This window comes from Streptomyces sp. NPDC038200 (genome assembly GCF_055600785.1).
This window is the reverse complement of record NZ_JBVJYH010000006.1, coordinates 322,554-345,218: the sequence shown is the minus strand read 5'-3', so window position 1 is coordinate 345,218 and position 22,665 is coordinate 322,554. Positions and strand designations below refer to the sequence as shown.

Below are 22,665 nucleotides of genomic sequence, written 5' to 3'. Positions count from 1 at the left end.
GGGCAGCCGCCGGCGGCGGGCACCCCCGCGTGTCGGCCGGCCTCTCGGCCGGCCGGAAACGGGTGGCGCGTGGGTGGGCGAGGGGCACACGGCTCAAGCCGCAGGCACGTGCACCGTCTCCACCCGGCTGGCGACCAACCGCTCACGCTCCCGCCGCGCCGCCCGCCCCCGCAGCCGCAGGATCTGGCTGACACCGAGCGCCTGGAGGACGAACACCGCCGAGAACGCCACGGTGTAGTCGTCCCCGGTCGCGTCCAGCAGCACGCCGATCGCGAACAGCGTCGTCATGGAGGCGATGAATCCACCCATGTTGGTGATGCCGGACGCCGTTCCCTGTCGCTCGGGCGGGTTGGCCGGCCGGGCGAAGTCGAAGCCCAGCATCGACGCGGGCCCGCACGCGCCGAGCACCGCGCACAGCACCAGCAGGAGCCACATCGGCGCGTGCTCCCCCGGGTACGCGAGCGTCGCCGCCCACATCAGCGCCGTGGCGCCCACCGTGCCCAGCGCCAGCGGCAGCCGCGCCGCGTGGTGCCGGGCGACGATCTGGCCGTAGACCAGGCCGATCACCATGTTGGACAGGACGACGAGGGTGAGCAGTTCACCGGCCGTGGCGCGGCTGAGTCCCTGCGCCTCGACCAGGAACGGCAGGCCCCACAGCAGCAGGAACACCATCGCCGGGAACTGGGTGGTGAAGTGCACCCACAGCCCCAGGCGGGTGCCCGGCTCCCGCCAGGACGCCGCGATCTGCCGGCGGACGTAGGCCGCGCCCTGGTGCGGGAAGGGCTCCGGTTCCTGTCCCTCGGGGTGGTCCTTGAGGAACAGCAGCGTCAGGACCAGGACGACCGCGCCGGCCAGCGCGCTGCCGGCGAACGCCGGGGTCCAGCCGATGCCGTGCAGCAGCCGGGACAGGACCAGGGTGGAGACCAGGTTGCCCGCCATGCCGACGAGCCCCGCCAGCTGCGCGACCAGCGGCCCGCGCCGGGCGGGGAACCAGCGGGTGCCGAGCCGCAGCACGCTGATGAAGGTCATCGCGTCGCCGCAGCCCAGCAGTGCCCGGGAGGCGAGCGCGGTGCCGTAGGACGGGGAGAAGGCGAACCCCAGCTGTCCGGCCGTGAACAGGACCGCCCCGATGCTGAGCACCTTCTTGGTGCCGAGCCGGTCGACGAGCAGGCCGACGGGTATCTGCATGCCGGCGTAGACCAGCAGCTGGAGTATGGAGAACGTCGAGAGGGCGGAGGCGTTGACGTGGAAGCGGTCGGCCGCGTCGAGGCCGGCCACGCCCAGCGACGTACGGAAGATGACGGCGACGAAGTAGACGGCCACGCCGATGGACCACACGGCGACGGCCCGGCGGCCGCCCGGCGGGTCCCCCGGGAGAGTGGCGGTGCGCGCCGTGGCGCTCATCGGACCTCACCTCGCGCGAGGTGCGAGAACCAGCTCACATGCCGGTGCACGACCGCGACGGCCGCCTCCGCGTCCCCGGCGCGCAGGGCGCCCAGGATCTCCTCGTGCTCGGCGAGCGTCTTGGCGATCCGGTCGGGGTGCGAGTGCATGACGGCGACGCCCATCCGCAGCTGGCGGTCGCGCAGCTGGTCGTAGAGGCGGGCGAGGATCTCGTTGCCGCCGCTGCGCACGATCTCGGCGTGGAAGCAGCGGTCGGTGACCGCGGCGGCGGCGAGGTCACCGGCGGCGGCCTGGGCCTTCTGCTGCTCCAGCAGCTCGGACAGCCGCTCCAGCAGGCCCGGCGGGGCGGGTACGGCCTTGCGGGCCGCGTGCTCCTCCACCAGCAGCCGGGTCTCCACCACGTCCGCGATCTCCTGCGCGGAGACCGGCAGGACCAGGGCGCCCTTCTTCGGATAGAGCCGGATGAGGCCCTCGGCCTCCAGCCGTAGCAGCGCCTCCCGGACGGGTGTGCGCGAGACGCCGACGGCCTCGGCCAGTTCGCCCTCGGTCAGCAGCGTGCCGCCCTCGTAGCGGCGGTCGAGGACACCCTGCTTGACGTGGGTGTACACGCGGTCGGCGGCGGGTGGCGGCTTGAGGGACTGCGGAGCGGGCTGCTCGACGGCCGTTTTCATGCCCACAGGATAGATACAACACGTACGCATACGGCAGTGCCGTCCATCATGCGGACGTGACGAACGCCTCTCGCAGCGACTGCACAACCTTCTGTGCTACTTACGTGTCACACACATGCGGCCCCTCTCCCGTTGCCACCTCAACTCGGCCGCACTTCAGGGGCATTCAAGACATTCGAGGTATATCACTTTGATTACCGGCATCCAGGGCATCCGCCTCCGCAGAGTCGCAGCCGTCGCCGTCACCTCCGGCGCGCTGCTCGCCACCGGTGCCCTCACCGCGGCGCCCGCCCAGGCCGTCGCCACGCCCTCGATCGTGGCCAAGGGCGGATATCTGATGAACAACGCGAACAGCTCCACGCTGTTCGACAAGAAGAAGGACACCCGGCTCGCCACCGGTTCCACCACGAAGATCATGACCGCCAAGGTCGTGCTCGCGCAGTCGAACCTCAACCTCGACTCCACCGTGGTGATCCAGAAGGCGTACAGCGACTACGTCGTCAAGAACAACGCGTCCCAGGCCCACCTGATCGTCGGCGACAAGGTGACCGTCCGTCAGCTGCTGTACGGCCTGATGCTGCCGTCCGGCTGCGACGCCGCCTACGCCCTCGCCGACAAGTACGGTTCCGGCTCCACGCGGGCCGCGCGGGTGAAGAACTTCATCGGCAAGATGAACACCGCCGCCAAGAACCTGGGCCTGAAGAACACTCACTTCGACTCCTTCGACGGCATCGGCAACGGCAACAACTACTCGACGCCGCGCGACCTGACGAAGATCGCCAGCAGCGCGATGAAGAGCTCCACGTTCCGCACGGTCGTCAAGACCAAGTCGTACACCGCCAAGACGAAGACGAAGTCGGGCGGCACCCGCACGATGGCCGCGTGGAAGAACACCAACGGCCTGCTCAGCAGCTACAGCGGCACCATCGGCGTGAAGACCGGCTCCGGTCCGGAGGCCAAGTACTGCCTGGTCTTCGCGGCGACGCGGAACGGCAAGACGGTCATCGGCACCGTCCTCGCCTCCTCCTCCATCGCCCAGCGGGAGGCGGACGCGAAGAAGCTGCTCAACTACGGCTTCGCCAAGCTCGGCTGACGCCTGTTCGTTTCCGGAAAGGGCCCGTCGCGTGAAGCGGCGGGCCCTTTCCATTGCTCCGGAGCCCGCGATGACGCATATGGTGCTAGCGTCATTAGCACCATGCTGCTGCGACTGGACAAGACCGACACCCGGCCCCTGCACGAGCAGGTGGCGGCCGCGATCCGGCGTGCCATCGCCGAGGGCGAGTGCCGCGCGGGTGACCGGCTGCCCTCGGCGCGCGATCTCTCCACGGCCCTGGACATCAACGTCAACACCGTCCTGCGCGGCCTGCGCGAGCTGCGGGACGAGGGGCTGCTGGAGTTCCGCCGGGGGCGGGGGATCACCGTCGCCGAGGGAGCGGCCCGCCGCTCCGGGCTCCAGATCAGGGTGCGGGAGCTGGTCGCGGAGGCATCCCGGCTGGGCTACAGCCGCACCGACCTCATCGACATGATCCGGGGGATCTCATGACGCACGGGGACGACGGGAACCGCGGGGGCGAAGGAAACCACGGGGGCGACGGGGTCCACGGAGGCGCCGGGGGACGGGGGAAGGGCGGGGACTGCGGGAAGGACGGGAACGGCGGGAAGACCCGAGGTCAGGGGGGCGGCGGCGGCCTGGGGCCGGGCGGGCGCTGGGGAGTCGTCGGCTCGGTGGTGGCCGTCACCGCCGTGCTCGCCGGCCTGCCCTGGGCCGCGCACGACCGGCTCCCCGACCGGCTGGCGACCCATTGGAACGGCGGTGACGTGCCCGACGGCTCGATGCCGCTGTGGGCGGCCTCCCTGTTCCCGGCGGGCGTCTGGCTGGCGATCGCCCTGGCGGTGACCGTGCGCCGACCCCGCTCCCGGCCGGCCGCGCGCCCCTGGCGGGCGATGACGCTGGCACCCACCGGCGTGGTGCTCGTCGGCGCGCAGATCTGCGTCGTCCGGGCGAACCTGGACCACGCGGACTGGCACGCGGCCCGGCAACCGGTGCTCGGCGTGGTGGCGCTGCTGGCCGCGACGGGGGCCGCCGGTGTGGTGGCCTGGCGGCTGACCCCCCGGCGCCCCGCCGCGCCGGCCGCCGCCGTCCCCGCGCCGGCCCTGCCCGAGGGCGAGCGCCTGGTGTGGTTCTCCCGCACGGCCAACCCCTGGCTGCAACTGCTGGCGGCGGTGACCGGACTGCTCGCCGCCCTCGCGCTGGTGGCCCTGGCCGTCGGCCTGGCGGACCCGGCCGCGCTGTGGCCCGTGTGCGCGGCCTGCGCCGTGACCTCGCTGGCCGGAGCCGTCTGTTCCTCGGTCCGCGCGACGGTGTCGGAGGCGGGCCTGAAGGTGTCGTTCGGTCCGCTCGGCCGGCCCGTCCGCCGCTGGCCCCTGGCCGCCATCGAGTCCGCCCGGGCCGAGCGGCGGCTGCCCTCCCAGGTCGGCGGCTGGGGCTACCGCCTCAGCGGCCTGGGCACGACGGTGATGCTCCGCGCCGGCGACTGTCTGGTCGTACGCCCCCGGGGCCGGCGCACCGACTTCGCGGTGAGCGTGGACGACGCCGAGCGGGGCGCGGCCCTGCTGAACGCGCTCAGGGGCGAGCAGGCGTGAGCGGCCCGCCGGGAGGACGCGTTGCCGTCACCGGCGCCGCCGGCCGCCGGCGCGCCGTGCCGGTCCGGGCCTGCGAGGACGGAACCGCGAGGGCGCACGGCGCCGAGGGCGTCGTCAGCGGATGTCGTGCCCGGGGTGGTCCCGGTCGTACGCGTGCCGCGCCTCGGCGATGGCGGTGCGGTGGCTCAGGGACCAGTCGGCGAGCGCCTTGACCAGGTGGGTCAGTCCGGCCCCGGTCTCGGTCAGGCGGTAGTCGACCTGGGCCGGGACGGTCGGATACACGGTGCGCAGCACCAGGCCGTCGCGCTCCAGCCTGCGCACCGTCAGGGTGAGCATGCGCTGGGAGATGCCGTCGACGGCCCGCTGGAGCTCCCGGAACCGGCGCGGTCCGCCGGCGAGTTCGACGATCACGAGGACCGACCACTTGTCCCCGATCCGGTCCAGGACGTCGCGGATCCCGCAGTCGGGGTGGTCCACATGCCCGCAGGGTTCGAGGTCGGCGGGGGCGGTGGTTACTCCGGTGTGCGTGGGTGACATGGAACTGCCTCCTTGTGGGCGGCGCCGGGGTGATCAAGGATCGAGCGTAGTTACCGAAGAGAACCACGACGCAGCACGGGGGAACCGCACATGATTTTGGTGACCGGAGCGAACGGAAACCTCGGCGCGGCCACGCTCGCCGCGCTGCACGCCCGCGGCGCCGCCGCCACCGGCGGCAGCCGTACCCCGGGCGAGGGCATGCGGCGGCTGGACTTCGACGACCCCGCGAGCCTCGACCTCACCGGGGTGTCGACCCTGGTGCTGGTCTCCGCCGGCTACGCCGAGGACGACCAGGTCGTCCGGCGGCACACGGCCGTCCTGGAAGCCGCCGCCCGGGACGGCGTCGGCCATGTCGTCTACACGAGCCTGACGGGGGCCGGCGACCATCTCGGTTTCGCGCTCGCACACCGCGCGACCGAACGGCTCGTGCGCGCCGGCGCGGTGCCGTGGACCATCCTGCGCAACGGCCTCTACGCCGAACTCTTCGGCGGGCTGCTGAGGTGGACGGCCGACGGCGTGGAGTCCGCGTTCGGCGAGGGCGCCCTGGCCGCCGTCACCCGGGCCGACCTCGCCGAGGCCGCGGCGATCGTCGCGGCGGACCCGGTACGGCACGGCGGGCGCACCTACGAACTCGTCGGTACGCCCCTCACGGCGGCGCAGGTCGCCGAGGGCCTGGGGGTACGGCACCGGACCCTCGGCCTCGGCGCGTACCGACGCCGGCTGCTGGAGGAGACGCCGGGACTGCTGCCGTTCCAGCCGCCCATGCTCGTCTCGATCGCCACCGGCATCCGGCACGGCTTCCTGGACGGCACGCATCCCGACCTCACGGACCTCCTGGGCCGCCCGGCCGAGCACCCGCTGCCCGCGGCCGTCGCCGCGGCGTCCGCCGGGCGCCATAACCACACAACGGCCGGGTGACACAGAGAAATAGGGATACTTCCCCCGCAATCGTGAACATCCAGCTTTTCCGGTGGCATATTCCTTTTCCTCCGCTCTACGTTCCGCAGCGGAGGTGGTTCACATGAACGAACCCGGTAGGCGGCAGTCCGGCCCGCGCCATGCGGCGATCGACATCAACGACCTGGTCTACGCGGTCACGGGGGCCCGGGTCCGCCGATTGACCATGCCGGACGGGGTCCACTGGTTTCCGGCGGTGGACGTCTGCAGGGAGTTGGGCCACAGCAACACCAGCAAGGCCCTCGCCGATCACGTGCCGGACGGACATCGCGACACGCTGGGGAACGTCAGCAGCGCCTACGGCCTCACGATCCCGCCGGGCCGGAGATGGCGCCGGGACCTGCAACTGATCGACCTCCAGGGCTTGGTCCTCCTCGTCGGGGCCTGCACCAAGCGCACCGCCGCCCCCTTCAAGCAGTGGGCCGCAGAGGTGATCGAGACCGTCCACCGAGAGGGCTTCTACTCCCTCGAAGAGGCCGAGGTGCAGTCGCCCGAACCGGGCGCCCCGATCGCGTACGCCATGCCCGAGCAGGTGGCGGAAGCCGTCGTACGGCTGGAGGCGCACAATCTCCAGGTGGACGAGGAACGGGCGAACGGGCAGCGCACGTCGATCGAGCTGCAGCGGGAGATGCTGGCCGTCCAGCGGGAGACCCTGACCCTCCACCGGGAGACGCTGGCGACGCAGAAGGCCGCACTCGCCGTGCAACAGTCCATGGTCCGGGCGATGGAGCGCATCGCGGACCGGCTCGACGCGCTCGCCCTCGGACGTACCGCGGCCGGCGGCCGGCGGGAGGGGACGACGGCCGCGGCGGACCGGGAGAGGTAGGAGAGGGGGCGGTCGCAGACCGACGTCGCGACCGCCCCCTTCAGACCTCGGGTCACCTGCCGGGGTCCCTCACGCCCAGGTGATGAGCCGCTTCGGCTGTTCCAGGACCGCCGCGACGTCCGCGAGCACCTTGGAGCCCAGTTCGCCGTCGACCAGGCGGTGGTCGAAGCTGAGGGCGAGGGTGGTGACCTGGCGCGGCTTCACCTTGCCCTTGTGGACCCACGGCTGGAGCTTGATCGCGCCGACCGCGAGGATCGCCGACTCGCCCGGGTTCAGGATCGGGGTGCCCGTGTCGACGCCGAAGACGCCGACGTTGGTGATGGTCACCGTGCCGCCCTGCATCGCCGCGGGGGAGGTCTTGCCCTCGCGGGCCGTCGACACCAGTTCGCCCAGCGCCTCCGCGAGCTGCGGGAGGGTCTTGTCGTGGGCGTCCTTGATGTTCGGGACGATCAGGCCGCGCGGGGTGGCCGCCGCGATGCCCAGGTTGACGTAGTGCTTGAGCACGATCTCCTGGTTGGCCTCGTCCCAGGCGGCGTTGATGTCCGGGTTGCGCTTGATGGCGACCAGCAGGGCCTTGGCGATCAGCAGGAGCGGGTTGACCCGCAGACCCTGCATGTCCTTGTCCTGCTTCAGCTCCTCGACCAGCTTCATCGTGCGGGTCACGTCCACCGTCACGAACTCGGTGACGTGCGGCGCCGTGAAGGCCGAGCCGATCATCGCCTGTGCGGTGGCCTTGCGCACGCCCTTGACGGGGATGCGGGTCTCGCGCGCGTTGTCGTACGACGCCACGGGCGCCGGGGTCGCGGAAGCGGTGACCGCGGCGGGGGCGGCCGGGGCGGGGGCGGCCGGCGCGGTGGCCTGGGGCGTGGCCGCCGCGTGGACGTCCTCGCGGGTGATGACGCCGTCCGGGCCGGACGGGATGATCGCGCGCAGGTCGACGCCCAGGTCCTTGGCCAGCTTGCGCACCGGGGGCTTGGCCAGCGGGCGGGCCTTGTCGGCGACCGCGCCGGCGTGGCCGTTCAGCTCCGCCTGGATCGCCTGCGCGGGCGCCGGGACGGTGACCTGGGGGCCCTTGCGGGGGCGGCGCTTGGTGGAGGACGTCGCCACGCCGTAGCCGACGAGGACCGGCTGGCGGCCCTGCGGCTTCGGCTCCTCCACGGGCTGCGCGGACTCCGCCTCCGGCTGCTCCACGGGCTGCGCGGGCTCCGCCTCCGGCTGCTCGGCGGGCGCCTCCGGTGCGGCGGCGCCGGCCAGGGCCACCGCGATGATGGGCGTGCCCACGTCCACCGTGGTGCCCTCGGGGAAGTGCAGTGCGCGGACCACGCCGTCGTAGGGGATGGGGAGTTCCACCGCCGCCTTGGCGGTCTCCACCTCGCAGACCACTTGGCCGTCGGTGACCGTGTCACCCGGCTGGACGTACCACTTGAGGATCTCGGCCTCGGTGAGTCCCTCGCCCACGTCGGGCATCTTGAACTCGCGTACGGACGCTTCCGTCATCGTCGTCACGAACCTCTCCTCAGTACGCCAGCGAGCGGTCGACGGCGTCGAGCACGCGGTCCAGGTCCGGCAGGTACTCCTCCTCCAGACGCGCCGGCGGGTACGGGGCGTGATAGCCGCCGACCCGGAGCACCGGTGCCTCCAGGTGGTAGAAGCAGCGCTCGGTGATCCGCGCGGCGATCTCCGCGCCGGAGCCGAAGAACACCGGCGCCTCGTGGACCACGACCAGGCGGCGGGTCTTCTCCACCGAGGCCTGGACGGCGTCGAAGTCGAGGGGGCTGACCGAGCGCAGGTCGAGGACCTCCAGGGACTTGCCCTCCTCGGCCGCGGCGGCGGCGACCTCCTGGCAGAGCTTCACCATCGGGCCGTAGGCGGCCAGGGTGAGGTCGGTGCCCTCGCGGACGACCTGGGCCTTGTGCAGCGGGGCGGGGATGGCCTCGAAGTCGACCTCGGCCTTGTCCCAGTAGCGCCGCTTGGGCTCGAAGTAGATCACCGGATCGTCGCTCTGGATGGCCTGCTGCATCATCCAGTACGCGTCGGAGGCGTTGGACGGGCTGACGATCTTCAGGCCGGCCACGTGCGCGAACAGCGCCTCGGGGGACTCGGAGTGGTGCTCGACCGCGCCGATGCCGCCGCCGTAGGGGATGCGGACCACGACCGGCATCTTCACCTTGCCCAGCGAGCGGGCGTGCATCTTGGCGAGCTGGGTGACGATCTGGTCGTACGCCGGGAAGACGAAGCCGTCGAACTGGATCTCCACCACCGGGCGGTAGCCGCGCAGGGCCAGGCCGATCGCGGTGCCGACGATGCCGGACTCGGCGAGCGGGGTGTCGATGACCCGGCTCTCGCCGAAGTCCTTCTGCAGGCCGTCCGTCACCCGGAAGACACCGCCGAGCTTGCCGACGTCCTCGCCCATGACGAGGACCTTGGGGTCGGTGTCCAGGGCACGGCGCAGCGACTCGTTGATGGCTTTGGCCATCGCCATCTTCTCGGCCATCTCAGTGACCCCCTTCATCGGCGAACGACGCCTGGTAGGCGGCGAACTGGGCGCGCTCCTCGTCGACGAGCGCGTGCCCGTCCGCGTACACGTTCTCGAAGATGGCGAAGTGGTCCGGGTCGGGCATGGCGCGGACCGCTTCGCGCACTCGCTTGCCCAACGCCTCGGACTCGGCCTCGAGTTCCGAGAAGAATCCGTCGTCCGTGTGGTGTGAGGCCTCCAGGTACCGGCGCAGGCGCAGGATCGGGTCCTTCGCCTCCCAGGCCAGCCGCTCCTCGTCGCCCCGGTAGCGGGTGGGGTCGTCGGAGGTGGTGTGGGCGCCCATGCGGTAGGTGAAGGCCTCCACCAGGGTCGGTCCCTCGCCGTTGCGGGCCCGCTCCAGGGCCCACTTGGTGACCGCGAGGCAGGCCAGCACGTCGTTGCCGTCGACGCGGACGCCCGGGAAGCCGTAGCCCTGGGCGCGCTGGTAGAGCGGCACGCGGGTCTGCTTCTCGGTCGGCTCGGAGATCGCCCACTGGTTGTTCTGGCAGAAGAACACCACCGGGGCGTTGTAGACCGCGCCGAAGGTGAACGACTCGGCGACGTCACCCTGGCTGGAGGCGCCGTCGCCGAAGTAGGCGATGACCGCCGAGTCGGCGCCGTCCTTGGCCACGCCCATCGCGTAGCCGGTGGCGTGCAGCGTCTGGGAGCCGATGACGATCGTGTACAGGTGGAAGTTGTTGCTGTTCGGGTCCCAGCCGCCGTTGTTCACGCCGCGGAACATGCCGAGCAGGTTGGTCGGGTCGACGCCGCGGCACCAGGCGACGCCGTGCTCGCGGTAGGTCGGGAAGACGTAGTCGTCCTCGCGGGTGGCCCGGCCGGAGCCGATCTGGGCGGCCTCCTGACCCAGCAGCGAGGCCCACAGGCCCAGTTCGCCCTGTCGCTGGAGGGCGGTGGCCTCGGCGTCGAAGCGGCGGGTGAGCACCATGTCGCGGTACAGGCCGCGCAGCTCTTCGGGGGTGATGCCGGCGACGTAGGCGTCGTACTCGGCGTTCTTGACCCGCTTGCCCTCCGGCGTGAGGAGCTGCACGAGCTGGGTGTCGGCGCTCTTCCTCGCGGTGCTGCGGGCGGTGCGGGTGGTGCGCTTGGTGCCGGTGGCTCCGGTCGTGTCACCGGTGGTGCCGGTCTTGCTGCCGGTGGTGCCGGCTTTGCCTGCGGCGCTGCGTCGCGGCTTGCGCGCGGCACTGCTCTCCACGGTCACGTGTGCTCCTCCGTCGTTCCGGCCCCCGGGGTTGCCGGTAGGCCAGTGCGGCTCACCTGTTTCGACCACCGGGCACGGGGTGGGTGCCACTCGGCCGGGAACAGGCGTGACAGGTGCCCCGGCGAGCGCCCTGCAACCATCACGTTACCCAGTGCCCCACATTTCTGTGAAACCCCGTTTGACCTGCGATTTTGCTTGGATTTCCAAGTAAATCGAAGGGATGAGAAAGCGTGCTGGTCACAGCCTTGCGGCTGTCCGGAGCAACCGCACGTTATCCCGCGCACCCAGGTCACGGGAAGAGTTCCATGTGAGACTGACCTCGTGCGCGAAGACGGAAAAATCAGGGTTTTTCTGCTCGATGACCACGAGATCGTCCGGCGTGGCGTCCACGAGATGCTCTCCGTCGAGCCGGACATCGAGGTGGTCGGCGAGGCCGGCACGGCGGCGGAGGCCCTGGCACGCATTCCGGCCACCCGGCCCGACGTGGCGGTGCTGGACGTCCGTCTGCCGGACGGCAGCGGCGTCGAGGTGTGCCGGGAGATCCGCTCCGGCGACCGGTCCGTGCGGTGCCTGGTGCTGACCTCGTACGCGGACGACGGGGCCCTGTTCGACGCGATCATGGCGGGCGCCTCCGGGTACGTCCTGAAGGCGATCCGCGGCAATGAGCTGCTCCAGGCGGTGCGGGACGTCGCGGCCGGGAAGTCCCTGCTGGATCCGGTCGCCACCGCGCGCGTGCTGGAGCGGCTGCACGACGGCGGCGGGGCGCGCGCCGACGAGAAACTCGCGCGGCTCACCGAACAAGAACGCAGAATTCTCGAACTGATCGGCGAAGGACTGACCAATCGCCAGATCGGTGAACGACTGCATCTGGCCGAAAAGACGATCAAGAATTACGTTTCCGGCCTGCTCGCCAAACTCGGCATGCAGCGGCGTTCCCAGGCGGCGGCATATGTCGCCCGCATGCAGGCGGAAAAACCCGGGCAATGACCGAAAGCGACCGTCGGCGACTGCCTGTGACAAGCCCCAGCTCACGGGCGCGGCGCTTGCCCTAACATCTGCCGCGTGCCGCGCTCATGTGTACCACCCCCCGTGCCCCACGCGCCCCCTCTGGGAGCCCTGTTACGCCTGTACTCCGCGGGTACCGCCCTCACCTGTGAGCCGGTCGATCAGGGCCTGCTCAACCGCGGCTACCGGCTGTGCACCACACGCGGCCGCTATTTCCTCAAACACCATTTCGATCCGGACACCGCCGACCCGGCCGCCATCGAGCGCCGGCACCGGGCCACCCAGCGCCTCGCCGGCCTCGGCGTCCCGGTCGCCCTGCCGTTCGCGCACCGCGGGGGCCGCACGGTCGCCGTCGTCGGCGGCCACGCCTACGCCCTGCATCCCTGGATCGACGGCGGACACCGCCACGGCGGCCAGCTCACCCGTGCGCAGAGCGCCCGCCTCGGGGCGCTCCTGGGCGCCGTACACGCCTGTCTGGAACGCGTGATGCCCCCCAAGGGGCGCACCCGCCCGGCGACCGGCCCCCACCCCGTGGAGAGCGCCGACCCGGCCGACACCTTCGCCCTCATCGACGACCTGCTCGCCCATGTCCGCCGGCACCGCCCCGCCGACGCCTTCGACGAACTCGCCCGGCACCGTCTGCTGGAACGCCGCGCGCTCCTGGAGCAGCACACGGACCGGCGCCCGCCGCGCGGCGGCTCGGTCGGCTGGGTGCACGGCGACTTCCATCCGTTCAACCTGCTCTACAAGGACGACGCCCCGGCCGCCATCGTCGACTGGGACCGGCTGGGCGTGCAGCCGCGCGCGGAGGAGGCCGTACGCGCCGCCGTCATCTTCTTCGTACGGCCCGCGGGGACGCTGGACCTGCCCAAGGTGCGCGCCTACGCGCGCGCGTACCGGCGCGCGGCCGGCGCCTCGCCCTCGGAGCTGGCGGCGGCCGTGCACCGGGTGTGGTGGGAGCGGCTGAACGACTTCTGGATGCTGCGCTGGCACTACGAGCGCGGCGACACGCGCGCGGACCGCCAGTTCCCGGCCGCGTCGGCGCTCGCGGTGTGGTGGACGCGCGCGTACGACGCGGTGTGCGACGCGTTCGTGCGGGAAGCGCCCGACGTCACCTCAGGGTGACGCCGTCCCGGGCGCCGTGGGTGTCCTTCAACCGGTGGTCTCGCCCGTGCTGCCGTCGGTCGTGGTCCCGCCCTCGGTGGTGGTGCCGTCGGTGGTCCCGCCCTCCGTGGTGCCGTCGGTGGTCCCGCCGTCCGTGGTCCCGTCGGTGGTGCCGCCGTCGTCCGTGCCGCCGCTCGTCGGGTCCGTGGGCTGCGACTGCGAGGGCTCCGGGTCCGACGGCTCGCCGCTCGGGGTGGAACTGGCCGACTGCGACTGGCTGTAGGACGGCGTGGTCGCCGGCGGCCAGCCCGAGCCGGTGCCGGTGTCCGACCCGGTGTCCGAACCGGGGTCCGTGGCGGGCTCGTCGTTGTTGTCGTCGGACGGGGTCGCGGAGGGCGACTTGTGCTTCGTGTCCTTGGAGTGCGTGGCCGTCGGCTTGGTGTCGGTGCCGTTGCCGCCGCCACCGCCGCCGGTGCCCTTCACCGCCAGTGCGACACCGGCCGCGATCGCGATGACCGCGAGAACGGCGAGGATCCAGAGCTTGCCGCGTCCGCTGCCCCTGTTGCCGTGTCCCTCGAAGCCGCCGTCGTCGCCGTTGCCGTAGCCCGCGGGCAGGATGGGCTGCGGGATCTGCGTGGTGCCGCCCCCCTCCATGGGGTGCGGCATGACGGTCGTCCCGGCGAAGCCGCCGGCCGGGGTGTGCCGGCCGTCGTGCGTCGCCACCGGGCCGGTGTTCCAGGTGCCGGTGTGGCCGCCCTGGTCGTAGAGCATCTGCAGGCCGTACTGGACCAGGCCGCGCATCTCCTCGGCCGTCTGGAACCGGTCGTCGGGCTCCTTGGCGAGGGAGCGCATGACCAGGCCGTCCAGCTCCGGCGGGCAGCCCTCGGAAACCTCCGAGGGCGGGGTCGGGATGTCCTGGACGTGCTGGTAGACCACCGACAGCGGGGTCTCGCCGGTGAACGGGGGCCGCAGCGAGAGGAGTTCGTAGAGCAGGCAGCCGGTCGCGTACAGGTCGGAGCGGTGATCGACGGCCTTGCCGAGCGCCTGCTCCGGGGAGAGGTACTGCGGGGTGCCCATGACCATGCCGGTCTGCGTCATCGTCGTGGACGCGCCGTGCAGGGCGCGCGCGATGCCGAAGTCCATCACCTTCACCGCACCGCTGTGGGTGATGATGACATTCGCCGGCTTGATGTCACGGTGCACGATGCCATGCTGGTGCGAGTAGGCGAGGGCCTCCAGCACACCGGAGACGATGATCAGGGCCTGCTCGGGGCCCGGCGCCTCCGCGTTCATCAGCAGATCGCGAATGGTGCGGCCCTCGACCAGCTCCATCACGATGTACGGCACGGACTGGCCGCCCACCGTGTCCTCGCCGGAGTCGTACACGGCGACGATCGCGTGGTGGTTGAGGCCGGCGACCGACTGCGCCTCACGCGTGAAGCGGGCCTTGGAGGTGGGGTCCTCGGCCAGGTCGGCGCGGAGCAGCTTGACCGCGACCGTGCGGCCCAGGCGGACGTCCTCGGCCGCGAACACCTCGGCCATGCCGCCCCGGCCCAGCCGGTGCGTGAGCCGGTACCGGCCGTCGCCGACGAGCCCGCCGTTGCCCCACATCTCCGGCCCGTCTGACATGCCGCCGCCAGTCGCCTCGGGGTCGGACGGGCCCTGAGAGCGCTGCGTCTGTGCCATCAGTCCTCGCCGTCGTTTCTGCCCGCGGTGCGCGCGGTGTTGTCACGGTCTCCGTCGGCCACGCTACAGCCTCCGTGGGGGCCACCGGTTCGGAACGAGCACCCGGACCGGCCCACGACGGACCGGTCATGAAACCTCTAGCACGCGCTGTCGTGCAAATTCTGTGCGCTGGTCGTACACCCCCTGTAACGCTTGCGCGACGCTTCTTGCGCGTACGGTCACGGAACGGGCACCGAGCTTGACGTGTCAGTGCCCTCGGGCAGACTTGGCCGGGAATGACACATTCGATCAAGGCCTGTTCGCTGGATGACGGCGCCGGACGGCCAGTGGGGGACGCGGAGAGATGAGCCAGGACGGCGCACACGGCCGGTACGCGGGGCAGGCGCTGGCCCAGGGCCGCTACCAGCTGCGCGACTTGCTGGGCGAGGGCGGCATGGCCTCGGTGCACCTGGCGTACGACGCGGTGCTCGACCGCCAGGTCGCGATCAAGACGCTCCACACCGAACTCGGCCGCGAACAGGCCTTCCGCGAGCGCTTCCGCCGCGAGGCGCAGGCCGTGGCCAAGCTCACGCACACCAACATCGTCTCCGTCTTCGACACGGGCGAGGACGAGTTGAACGGCATGGCGACGCCGTACATCGTCATGGAGTACGTCGAGGGCCGGCCGCTGGGCTCGGTCCTGGAGGAGGACATCCGCCAGTACGGCGCGATGCCCGCCGACAAAGCGCTGAAGGTCACCGCCGACGTGCTCGCCGCGCTGGAGATCAGCCACGAGATGGGGCTGGTCCACCGCGACATCAAGCCCGGCAACGTGATGACGACCAAGCGTGGCGTGGTCAAGGTCATGGACTTCGGCATCGCCCGCGCCATGCAGTCGGGCGTCACCTCCATGACGCAGACCGGCATGGTCGTCGGCACCCCCCAGTACCTCTCGCCCGAGCAGGCCCTCGGCCGTGGCGTGGACGCCCGCTCCGACCTGTACTCGGTCGGCATCATGCTGTTCCAGCTGGTCACCGGGCGGCTGCCGTTCGACGCGGACTCGCCGCTGGCGATCGCGTACGCGCATGTGCAGGAGGAGCCGGTGGCGCCCTCCTCGATCAACCGCTCGCTGCCGCCCGCGGTGGACGCGATCGTCGCCCGCGCGCTGAAGAAGAACCCGAACGAGCGCTTCCCGACCGCCGAGTCCATGCGCGCCGAGTGCCTGCGCATCGCGGCCTCCTTCCAGGCGGCCGCCCCGAACATCGTGCCGGGCGCCGGGCCGGTGCAGAGCGGCTCGGGCGTCGGCTCCGCGGTGTTCCCGCCGGTCGACCGGACGGCTCCGGCACCGCAGGGGCAGGTGCAGATGCCGTACCAGCAGGCCCCGGCCGCCACCCCGGCGCCGACCCCGAACCCGTACGGCCCGCCGACGCCGTCCCCGGCCTACGGCTACCCGCAGCAGAGCGGCTACCAGACGCCGCCCGTGGGCTACGGCCCGCAGGGCACCCGGACCCCGCCGCCGTACACGATCTCTCCGCAGCCCGCCGGACGGCCGGGCGGGCGGCCCGGCGGCGGCACGAAGCGGCCGCTGGTCATCGGCTCGGTCGCGGTGGCGGCCATCGTGGTCGTCGGGGTGATCGTCGCACTGACCCTGAAGAACGCCGGCGACGACCTCAAGGACGGCGACGGCGGCTCCAGCGCCTCGGCGTCCGCCTCCCACCGGGCGGGCTACCGCGCGGCGGACACCACCCGGGTCATCGACAAGTCCAAGTGCACCGACCCGCAGGAGTCGTACACCGACCCGGACAAGGCCGAGATGCCCGACCTGCGCTACAAGAACATCGACTCCGTGAAGGCGTGTCTGAGGGCCGCGGGCTGGAAGTGGAACATCGAGCGCGAGGACGACAACACCTGGGGTGAGGGGACGGTCCTGAACCAGTTCCCCACCGCCGGCACCGACGTCGACCCGAAGAACGTGGGCGACATCGAGCTGCGCGTGTCGACGGGCAATCCTCCGGAGTGACCCGGATCAGGGCTCAGGCCCACCCCTGCCCTCGGCGGTCCGGGACATAGATCGGGCCCGGCGGTCGTCCGCCGGGCCCTTCGTGTGTGATGACCCGACCGGGACGGGCGGGCCCGTCCGTACGGTCCGCCCTACAGGTACGGCCCGCCGGAGCGACCGCCGAGGTGGGACTCGTCGCCGGCCTCGGGACCGGACGCGCCCGGCGGGAGGGCGCGGCGCATCTGCTCCAGCTGGGCCCGCGCGGCCATCTGCTGGGCGAACAGCGTCGTCTGGATCCCGTGGAAGAGGCCCTCCAGCCAGCCCACCAACTGCGCCTGCGCGATCCGCAGTTCCGCGTCGCTGGGGGTGGCTTCGTCGGTGAACGGCAGGGAGAGCCGCTCCAGTTCCTCGACCAGCTCGGGGGCCAGGCCGTCCTCCAGCTCCTTCACCGAGCTGGCGTGGATCTCTTTCAGCCGCACCCTGCTCGCCTCGTCGAGGGGGGCCGCGCGCACCTCCTCCAGAAGCTGCTTGATCATGCTGCCGATCCGCATGACCTTGGCCGGCTGCTCCACCTGCTCCGTCACCGGGGTCTCGCGGGAGTCCTCGTGCCCGCCGCCGCCGAGTGCCATCCCGTCCTGACCCACGACGAGGATCTGGGGATTCTCCGGCGACCGTTCGTTCCTCGGCATCTCCATGCCGCCATTCTCTCGCACGCCCTCACCTCACCACCGTGGTGCCCCCTCCGGAGACTGATCCACCGTGTAGACCCGACGGCCCAATATGAAATGCCCTCTTCAGCGTTGAATGTGAGGCTTGTGTCCGTTGGTTATTCATCGGTCACGACACCTGGGCTCCGGGAGGTCACCGACGTGACTCCACGCCTGCGACTCACACAGCGCTGCCTCCGGCTGCTGGTGGTCCTCACCGCGGCGGCACTGCCGGCGTACGGTGCCGCCCTCGCGTACGGCAGCACGCCCGCGTACACCGCCGAGCCGGACCCCGGGCACCGGCCCGGTCACGCGGAGGACCGGCAGGGATCCTCGCCGGACGCGGTCCCACGGCCCACGGCCCCGGCCCGCGGACACCCGGAGCATCCGCATCCGGGCCGCGACCGCCCGGGCCAGGGGCACGCCGACGCCGGTTTCCTCCACCCGGACGCACCGGACGCCGTCCCCATACCGTCCGACTCCGCCTCGGCATCGGTCCACCCCTACCGCCCCATCGTCTCCACCGAGCCGTCCCGGGCAGGCAGCCGGGCCGGTGAGGGGCGGATGCGGCCGGGCCGGCCGGACGGTCCCGCGGCCGAGGTGCAGGGCGACGACGACCCGCCGCCCGCCACCCCCGCCGCGCAGCCCGCGGAGCCGGAGACCATGCTCATACCCGGTGCCTCCGAGCCCCCCGAGAAGCCCGGCGACCCCGCCACGCCCCCGCCGGAGCCCACCGCCGGGCAGGCGGCCCAGCAGGACGAGACGTCGGCGGAGCCGGTCCTGCAGATCCTCCCGCTGGGCAGCGGCCTGGTCCTCATAGGTCTGGGCCTCGGCCTGGCCCTCCTGGGCCTGCGACTGCGCAGGAGCTGACCGGCCCGGCAGCGGCCCCGCCGCTACGGCGGCCCGGCAGCGGCCCCGCCGCTACGGCGCCACCAGCAGCACCTTGCCGACGTGTCCGCTCGACTCCACCACCCGGTGCGCCTCGGCCGCCTCCGGCATCGGCAGCTCGCGGTCCACGACCGGGCGCACGTGCCCGCCAGTGAGCAGGGGCCACACATGCTCGCGCACGGCGGCGACGATGGCCGCCTTCTCGTCCAGCGGACGGGCACGCAGCGAGGTCGCGCTGATCGCGGCCCGCTTGCTCAGCAGCGTGCCGATGTTCAGCTCGCCCTTCACCCCGCCCTGCATGCCGATGATCGCGAGACGTCCGTTCACGGCGAGGGCCTGGACGTTGCGGTCCAGATACTTGGCGCCCATGTTGTCGAGGATGACGTCGGCGCCCGCGCCGCCGGTGGCCTGCTTGATCTCCGCGACGAAGTCCTGCTCGCGGTAGTTGACGAGCACGTCCGCGCCCAGCTCGGCGCACTGGTCCAGCTTCTCCTTCGTGCCGGCCGTCACCGCGACCTCGGCGCCCACGGCCTTGGCCAGCTGGATCGCCATGGTGCCGATGCCGCTGGAGCCGCCGTGCACCAGCAGCGTCTCCCCCGGGCGCAGATGGGCGACCATGAACACGTTGGACCAGACCGTGCAGACGACCTCGGGCAGCGCCGCCGCCCGCGTCAGGTCGACACCCTCGGGCACGGGCAGCAGCTGCCCGGCCGGGACGGCCACCTTCTCGGCGTAGCCGCCGCCCGCGAGCAGTGCGCACACCTGGTCGCCGACGGCCCAGCCCGAGACGCCGGGGCCGAGCGCGGCGATCCTGCCGGAGCACTCCAGGCCGGGATAGGGGGAGGCACCGGGCGGCGGGTTGTAGAAGCCCTGCCGCTGCAGGATGTCGGCACGGTTGACGGCGCTGGCCACCACCTCGACCAGCACCTCGCCCTCGCCGGGTACCGGATCGGGGACCTCGTCCCACACCAGCGCCTCGGGACCACCAGGTTCGGGAATCGTGATCGCATGCATGCCGGTGACGCTACTCCTCACCGGTGCCGTCATCCTCGTGGCAGGGGGCGGGTGTCCGAGGTGACCCGGGCACCAGGGGTGACGCGGACGATGGTGATGAGCCGGTCCGTCAGCTGGAGCGTGCCGACGGACGGATCGTCGTAGCCGAGCACCCGGTGGCCGCGGACCACGCTCACCACGAGGTCGTCCGTCTCGCGCGGCTTCTTGCCGACCTCGGCGCGGACCACCGGCCGCTCGACGAGGTCCAGCCCGGTGCCCTGCTGGATCAGGTCCTCCATCACCATGCCGGCGGCAGGGCTGAGCACGGAGAGGCCGAGCAGCCGGCCGGCCGCGCTGGCGCTGGTGATGACGGCGTCGGCCCCGGACTGCTTCAGGAGCGGGGCGTTCTCCTCCTCGCGTACCGCGGCCACGATCTTGGCACCGCGGTTGAGCTGGCGGGCCGTGAGGGTGACGAGGACGGCGGTGTCGTCGCGCTGGGGGGCGATGATGATCTGCCGCGCCTTGTGCACCTCGGCCCGTCTGAGCACGTCGCTGCGGGTGGCGTCACCTATGACGCCGGCGTAGCCGTCGGCGGTCGCCGCGTCGATCACCTTGGAGCTGGGGTCGACCACGACCACCTGCTCCTTCTTCAGCCCGGTCGCGCAGACGGTCTGGATGGCCGACCGCCCCTTCGTGCCGAAGCCGATGACGACGGTGTGGTCGCGCAAGGTGGACCTCCAGCGGTTCAGGCGCCATTCCTCACGGGTGCGCTCGGTGAGGACCTCCAGCGTGGTGCCGACCAGGATGATCAGGAACAGCACGCGCAGGGGCGTGATGACGAGGATGTTGGTCAGCCGCGCGCTGTCGCTGACCGGAGTGATGTCGCCGTATCCCGTCGTGGAGAGGGTCACGGTCGCGTAGTAGAACGCGTCGAGCAGGTCGACGGGGCCGTCGGCGTTGTCGTGATAACCCTCGCGGTCGGCGTAGACGACGAACGCGGTGGCGACCAGCACCAGCAGGGCCATGACCAGCCGCTTGACGGCCTGGCGGATCGGGCGCTCCACCACTTTCCTCGGGAGTTTCACCCGATGGGTCACCAGATGCTCGTCCGCGTGGCGGGCGATGGCGTCATGGCCCGGAAGTTTCACGTGAAACACACCCCGATTCCGGCGGTCGCCCAGGGCAGGTCCAGCAGCTCCGTCTCCTCGCCCTGCCGGGCCCCGCCCGGGGGTACGACGGCCAGGGCGTCGGCGGCGGCGACACCGCGGAGCATGGCCGGACCGTTGTAGTGCAGCGGCAGGGCATGGTCACCGCGCAGCACCACGGGGATGAGCCGGGTGTCGTACGGGTGGCCCTGCACCGCCTCCCTCAGCGGCAGCGTGTACGGCTCGGGGGCGGGGTGGGCGGCGAGGGTCCGCAGCAGCGGTTCGGCGAGCGTGAGCAGTCCGGAGACGGCCGCGAGAGGGTTGCCGGGCAGGCCGACGAGGTGCTGGTGGTCCCTGGTGCGGGCCAGCAGCATGGGGTGGCCGGGGCGCACCTGGACGCCGTCGACGAGCAGTTCGGCGCCGACGCGTTCCAGGGTCGGGTGGACGTGGTCGACGGGGCCGGCCGCGGTGCCGCCGGTGGTGACGATCAGGTCGGCGTCGGAAGCGGTGACCGCCCGTCGCAGGGCCTTGGCGTCGTCACCGATCCGGCGGACGGCGACGACGTCGGCGCCGAGGGCACGCAGCCAGGGCGGCAGCATGGGACCGAGCGCGTCCCGGATCAGCCCGTCGTGCGGCAGGCCCTCGGTCAGCAGCTCGTCACCGAGGACGAGGACCTCCGCACGGGGGCGGGGGACGACGGTGACCGTGTCGTATCCGGCCGCCGCGGCGAGGCCCAGGACGGCGGGGGTGACCAGGGTGCCGACGGGCAGCAACTGGTCGCCGCTGCGGCACTCCTGGCCCCGGGGGCGGATGTCCTGGCCGTGGTGCAGCGTGGGGGTCCCCCCGCTCGAGCGGAGCCGGGAGTGGGGGAGGGTGGTGTGCAGCCTGCCCTGGGCGTCGGTCCGGCCGTGCTCGGTGCGCAGGACGGCGGTGGTGTCGGCGGGGATGCGGGCGCCGGTGGCGATGCGGACCGCCTCGCCGTCGGTGAGCGGCTCGGGCTGCGCGTGCCCCGCGAGCACTCCCTCCTCCCGTACCTGCCAGGGGCCGGGCCCGGCGACCGCCCAGCCGTCCATCGCGGAGGTGTCGAAGGAGGGAAGGTCGGTGAGCGCGTCGAGGGGGGTCGCCAGGGCCAGTCCGAGAGCGTCGGTGAGCGGCACCGAGACCGGGGCGCGGCGCTTCACCGAGCGTGCGGCGCGGGCGGCGATCTCGCGGGCCCGGGGCCAGGGGGTGGCCTTGTGCCGCTCGGCGGGCCGCTCGCCGGGCGTCTGGGGAGCCGGTCCGGGCGACTGGCCCGTGCCGTCGTCCGAGCCGTCGTTCCGGGTCTCCCGGTGGGCATCCCTCACCAGCGCCAGGGCCTCCTCGACGTCGAGGTCGTCGGTGTCCCCGGCGGGCGCCTCGGCCCGGGTGCCGGGGGCGGTCATCCGGCGTCCGGGGCGCTCGGGCCCCCGCTCTCGTCCTTGCCACCGCTGTTCTCCTCTTCCCATCGGAGAGCCAGCGCGGCGGCCTTGCGGGCGGCCTCGGCGACGGCCTCGGGGCCGCCCTTGCCCTGCGCCGCGGCGTAGCCGACGAGGAAGGTGGTCAGCGGGGCGGCGGGACGGGCCACGCCGTGCGCGGCGTCCCGGGCCAGGTCGAGCAGCACGCCGGTGTCGACGTCCAGGTCGATGCCCAGTTCGTCCTTGACTGCGGAGATCCATTCATCCAACACGTGCCCATGCTCCCTGATCCGTGCCCTGGCGTCGGCGATGTCGTCCCAGGTGTCGCAGTCGAAGGACGCGAGCGGATCCGGGACGCGGGTGAGGCGGAGGGCGCCGGTCAGCCGGCGCAGAGGCAGCCCGTCGAGGCCGTCGTGGGCGGCGGCGAGCGCGGTCAGCTCACGGCGCAGGGCGCCGGCGCGGTAGGCGGCCACCAGCGGCTGGTCGCGGCCGTCGGCGTCGGTGAGCAGCGCGCCGTCCGCGCCGGATTCCCGAAGCTCGGTCACCAGGCGCTGGAGCGTGATCGCTTCGAGGAAGGGCAGGTCGGCGGAGAGGACGACGACGAGCCCGGCGGTGGTGAGGCGCAGGCCGGCCTCCAGCGCGGCGACCGGGCCGCCGCCGGACGGCTCCTCGCGGGCCCAGCGCACCGGGCGGGCGGTGGGCCGGGGCCCGGACACGACGACGGTCGTCCGGGCGCCCGCGCAGGCCGCGAGCACTCGGTCGAGCAGCGCCCGGCCCCCGACCCGCACCGCGGGCTTGTCGGCCCCGCCGAGCCGCCGCGCGGCGCCGCCGGCCAGCACGACGGCGTCGTACGGCGCGGGCGTCCCGGGGGCGGTGTCGGTCACTCCCCGAGTATGTCCTGCCGGGCTCTCCCTTCGGACCTGTCGTATGTCACACGCCCGCGGGCCGGCGCCG

Annotated in this window: 20 protein-coding genes and 1 pseudogene; 9 read left to right on the top strand and 12 right to left on the bottom strand. The window is 72.4% G+C overall.

The features are described from left to right. Positions 1 to 93 precede the first annotated feature (93 nt). Together ACZ7KF_RS16010 and ACZ7KF_RS16005 are read right to left on the bottom strand one after the other, a co-directional pair. Positions 94 to 1,404 carry an MFS transporter gene (locus tag ACZ7KF_RS16010; RefSeq protein WP_471074153.1) on the bottom strand — a complete coding sequence of 437 codons (1,311 nt, stop codon included), beginning with the start codon at positions 1,402 to 1,404 and terminating at the stop codon, positions 94 to 96. Then, a complete protein-coding gene (locus tag ACZ7KF_RS16005; RefSeq protein ID WP_471074150.1) occupies positions 1,401 to 2,075 on the bottom strand; it encodes a GntR family transcriptional regulator in 675 nt (224 codons plus the stop codon). Before ACZ7KF_RS16005 ends, ACZ7KF_RS16010 begins: the two co-directional genes overlap by 4 nt. Before the next feature lie 190 nt (positions 2,076 to 2,265). Here ACZ7KF_RS16005 and ACZ7KF_RS16000 point away from each other — a divergent pair, with 190 nt between their 5' ends. The 3 genes from ACZ7KF_RS16000 to ACZ7KF_RS15990 all read left to right on the top strand — a co-directional run bounded on the left by ACZ7KF_RS16000 (position 2,266) and on the right by ACZ7KF_RS15990 (position 4,718). Beyond that, positions 2,266 to 3,168 (top strand): D-alanyl-D-alanine carboxypeptidase family protein, encoded by a 903-nt coding sequence (locus tag ACZ7KF_RS16000; RefSeq protein ID WP_471074147.1) that lies wholly within the window; start codon positions 2,266 to 2,268, stop codon positions 3,166 to 3,168. Positions 3,169 to 3,270: 102 nt separating this feature from the next. Beyond that, positions 3,271 to 3,618 carry a GntR family transcriptional regulator gene (locus ACZ7KF_RS15995; protein WP_471074144.1) on the top strand — a complete coding sequence of 116 codons (348 nt, stop codon included), beginning with the start codon at positions 3,271 to 3,273 and terminating at the stop codon, positions 3,616 to 3,618. 185 nt (positions 3,619 to 3,803) lie between these two features. Then, the gene (locus tag ACZ7KF_RS15990; RefSeq protein ID WP_471074514.1) at positions 3,804 to 4,718 is read left to right on the top strand and encodes a DUF1648 domain-containing protein; all 915 of its coding nucleotides are present in this window, start codon (positions 3,804 to 3,806) and stop codon (positions 4,716 to 4,718) included. Positions 4,719 to 4,832: 114 nt separating this feature from the next. Here the strand turns inward: ACZ7KF_RS15990 and ACZ7KF_RS15985 are convergent, their stop codons facing one another. After that, positions 4,833 to 5,255, bottom strand: a complete 423-nt coding sequence (locus ACZ7KF_RS15985) for a winged helix-turn-helix transcriptional regulator (RefSeq protein ID WP_471074140.1) — start codon at positions 5,253 to 5,255, stop codon at positions 4,833 to 4,835. 90 nt (positions 5,256 to 5,345) lie between these two features. Between ACZ7KF_RS15985 and ACZ7KF_RS15980 the strand changes: the two genes are divergently transcribed. Together ACZ7KF_RS15980 and ACZ7KF_RS15975 are read left to right on the top strand one after the other, a co-directional pair. Then, complete coding sequence (locus ACZ7KF_RS15980; protein ID WP_471074136.1) at positions 5,346 to 6,173, top strand: Rossmann-fold NAD(P)-binding domain-containing protein; 828 nt, start codon at positions 5,346 to 5,348, stop codon at positions 6,171 to 6,173. A gap of 103 nt (positions 6,174 to 6,276) precedes the next feature. Continuing rightward, positions 6,277 to 6,987: pseudogene (locus ACZ7KF_RS15975) on the top strand (BRO-N domain-containing protein); the annotation flags it as partial. A 120-nt stretch (positions 6,988 to 7,107) separates the two neighbouring features. On the opposite strand, the gene ACZ7KF_RS15970 reads toward ACZ7KF_RS15975, so the two are convergent. Genes ACZ7KF_RS15970 through pdhA form a run of 3 tightly spaced genes read right to left on the bottom strand, consistent with a single transcriptional unit; the run spans position 7,108 to position 10,772 of the window. Continuing rightward, on the bottom strand, positions 7,108 to 8,544 hold the full coding sequence (locus ACZ7KF_RS15970) for a dihydrolipoamide acetyltransferase family protein (protein WP_471074133.1): 1,437 nt from the start codon (positions 8,542 to 8,544) through the stop codon (positions 7,108 to 7,110). A 10-nt stretch (positions 8,545 to 8,554) separates the two neighbouring features. Then, complete coding sequence (locus tag ACZ7KF_RS15965; RefSeq protein WP_471074130.1) at positions 8,555 to 9,532, bottom strand: alpha-ketoacid dehydrogenase subunit beta; 978 nt, start codon at positions 9,530 to 9,532, stop codon at positions 8,555 to 8,557. A gap of 1 nt (position 9,533) precedes the next feature. After that, positions 9,534 to 10,772, bottom strand: coding sequence for a pyruvate dehydrogenase (acetyl-transferring) E1 component subunit alpha (gene pdhA / locus ACZ7KF_RS15960; RefSeq protein ID WP_471074127.1), 1,239 nt, complete (start codon positions 10,770 to 10,772; stop codon positions 9,534 to 9,536). Positions 10,773 to 11,093: 321 nt separating this feature from the next. Here pdhA and ACZ7KF_RS15955 point away from each other — a divergent pair, with 321 nt between their 5' ends. Both ACZ7KF_RS15955 and ACZ7KF_RS15950 read left to right on the top strand, forming a co-directional pair. Next, complete coding sequence (locus tag ACZ7KF_RS15955; RefSeq protein WP_471074124.1) at positions 11,094 to 11,759, top strand: response regulator; 666 nt, start codon at positions 11,094 to 11,096, stop codon at positions 11,757 to 11,759. 102 nt (positions 11,760 to 11,861) lie between these two features. Then, positions 11,862 to 12,902, top strand: a complete 1,041-nt coding sequence (locus ACZ7KF_RS15950; protein ID WP_471074121.1) for a phosphotransferase — start codon at positions 11,862 to 11,864, stop codon at positions 12,900 to 12,902. 27 nt (positions 12,903 to 12,929) lie between these two features. On the opposite strand, the gene ACZ7KF_RS15945 is transcribed toward ACZ7KF_RS15950, so the two are convergent. Continuing rightward, positions 12,930 to 14,567, bottom strand: a complete 1,638-nt coding sequence (locus tag ACZ7KF_RS15945) for a protein kinase domain-containing protein (protein WP_471074118.1) — start codon at positions 14,565 to 14,567, stop codon at positions 12,930 to 12,932. 343 nt (positions 14,568 to 14,910) lie between these two features. Here ACZ7KF_RS15945 and ACZ7KF_RS15940 point away from each other — a divergent pair, with 343 nt between their 5' ends. Then, a complete protein-coding gene (locus tag ACZ7KF_RS15940) occupies positions 14,911 to 16,566 on the top strand; it encodes a protein kinase domain-containing protein (protein ID WP_471074115.1) in 1,656 nt (551 codons plus the stop codon). Between the two features lie 131 nt (positions 16,567 to 16,697). Here ACZ7KF_RS15940 and ACZ7KF_RS15935 read toward each other — a convergent pair whose 3' ends face one another. After that, on the bottom strand, positions 16,698 to 17,240 hold the full coding sequence (locus ACZ7KF_RS15935) for a bacterial proteasome activator family protein (protein WP_471074112.1): 543 nt from the start codon (positions 17,238 to 17,240) through the stop codon (positions 16,698 to 16,700). Positions 17,241 to 17,414: 174 nt separating this feature from the next. Between ACZ7KF_RS15935 and ACZ7KF_RS15930 the strand changes: the two genes are divergently transcribed. Further along, entirely contained in the window at positions 17,415 to 18,122 is a 708-nt protein-coding gene (locus ACZ7KF_RS15930; RefSeq protein WP_471074110.1) for a hypothetical protein, read from the top strand. Between the two features lie 51 nt (positions 18,123 to 18,173). Here ACZ7KF_RS15930 and ACZ7KF_RS15925 read toward each other — a convergent pair whose 3' ends face one another. From ACZ7KF_RS15925 to ACZ7KF_RS15910, 4 genes are read right to left on the bottom strand one after another with little or no spacing between them, the layout of a single operon-like run. Next, positions 18,174 to 19,154, bottom strand: coding sequence for an NAD(P)H-quinone oxidoreductase (locus ACZ7KF_RS15925; RefSeq protein WP_471074107.1), 981 nt, complete (start codon positions 19,152 to 19,154; stop codon positions 18,174 to 18,176). 29 nt (positions 19,155 to 19,183) lie between these two features. Beyond that, positions 19,184 to 20,281 (bottom strand): potassium channel family protein, encoded by a 1,098-nt coding sequence (locus tag ACZ7KF_RS15920; RefSeq protein WP_471074104.1) that lies wholly within the window; start codon positions 20,279 to 20,281, stop codon positions 19,184 to 19,186. After that, entirely contained in the window at positions 20,278 to 21,699 is a 1,422-nt protein-coding gene (locus tag ACZ7KF_RS15915) for a molybdopterin molybdotransferase MoeA (protein ID WP_471074101.1), read from the bottom strand. Before ACZ7KF_RS15915 ends, ACZ7KF_RS15920 begins: the two co-directional genes overlap by 4 nt. Then, positions 21,696 to 22,595, bottom strand: a complete 900-nt coding sequence (locus ACZ7KF_RS15910; protein WP_471074098.1) for an NTP transferase domain-containing protein — start codon at positions 22,593 to 22,595, stop codon at positions 21,696 to 21,698. The genes ACZ7KF_RS15915 and ACZ7KF_RS15910 overlap by 4 nt, the downstream gene beginning before the upstream one ends. Positions 22,596 to 22,665 lie beyond the last annotated feature (70 nt).

Excerpts from the sequence above, each read along its gene's own strand:
- ACZ7KF_RS16010 (WP_471074153.1), bottom strand. The coding sequence starts at position 1,404 with ATGAGCGCCACGGCGCGCACCGCCACTCTCCCGGGGGACCCGCCGGGC.
- ACZ7KF_RS16005 (WP_471074150.1), bottom strand. The coding sequence starts at position 2,075 with ATGAAAACGGCCGTCGAGCAGCCCGCTCCGCAGTCCCTCAAGCCGCCA.
- ACZ7KF_RS15995 (WP_471074144.1), top strand. The coding sequence starts at position 3,271 with ATGCTGCTGCGACTGGACAAGACCGACACCCGGCCCCTGCACGAGCAG.
- ACZ7KF_RS15985 (WP_471074140.1), bottom strand. The coding sequence starts at position 5,255 with ATGTCACCCACGCACACCGGAGTAACCACCGCCCCCGCCGACCTCGAA.
- ACZ7KF_RS15980 (WP_471074136.1), top strand. The coding sequence starts at position 5,346 with ATGATTTTGGTGACCGGAGCGAACGGAAACCTCGGCGCGGCCACGCTC.
- ACZ7KF_RS15965 (WP_471074130.1), bottom strand. The coding sequence starts at position 9,532 with ATGGCCGAGAAGATGGCGATGGCCAAAGCCATCAACGAGTCGCTGCGC.
- ACZ7KF_RS15945 (WP_471074118.1), bottom strand. The coding sequence starts at position 14,567 with ATGGCACAGACGCAGCGCTCTCAGGGCCCGTCCGACCCCGAGGCGACT.
- ACZ7KF_RS15940 (WP_471074115.1), top strand. The coding sequence starts at position 14,911 with ATGAGCCAGGACGGCGCACACGGCCGGTACGCGGGGCAGGCGCTGGCC.
- ACZ7KF_RS15935 (WP_471074112.1), bottom strand. The coding sequence starts at position 17,240 with ATGGAGATGCCGAGGAACGAACGGTCGCCGGAGAATCCCCAGATCCTC.
- ACZ7KF_RS15925 (WP_471074107.1), bottom strand. The coding sequence starts at position 19,154 with ATGCATGCGATCACGATTCCCGAACCTGGTGGTCCCGAGGCGCTGGTG.
- ACZ7KF_RS15915 (WP_471074101.1), bottom strand. The coding sequence starts at position 21,699 with ATGACCGCCCCCGGCACCCGGGCCGAGGCGCCCGCCGGGGACACCGAC.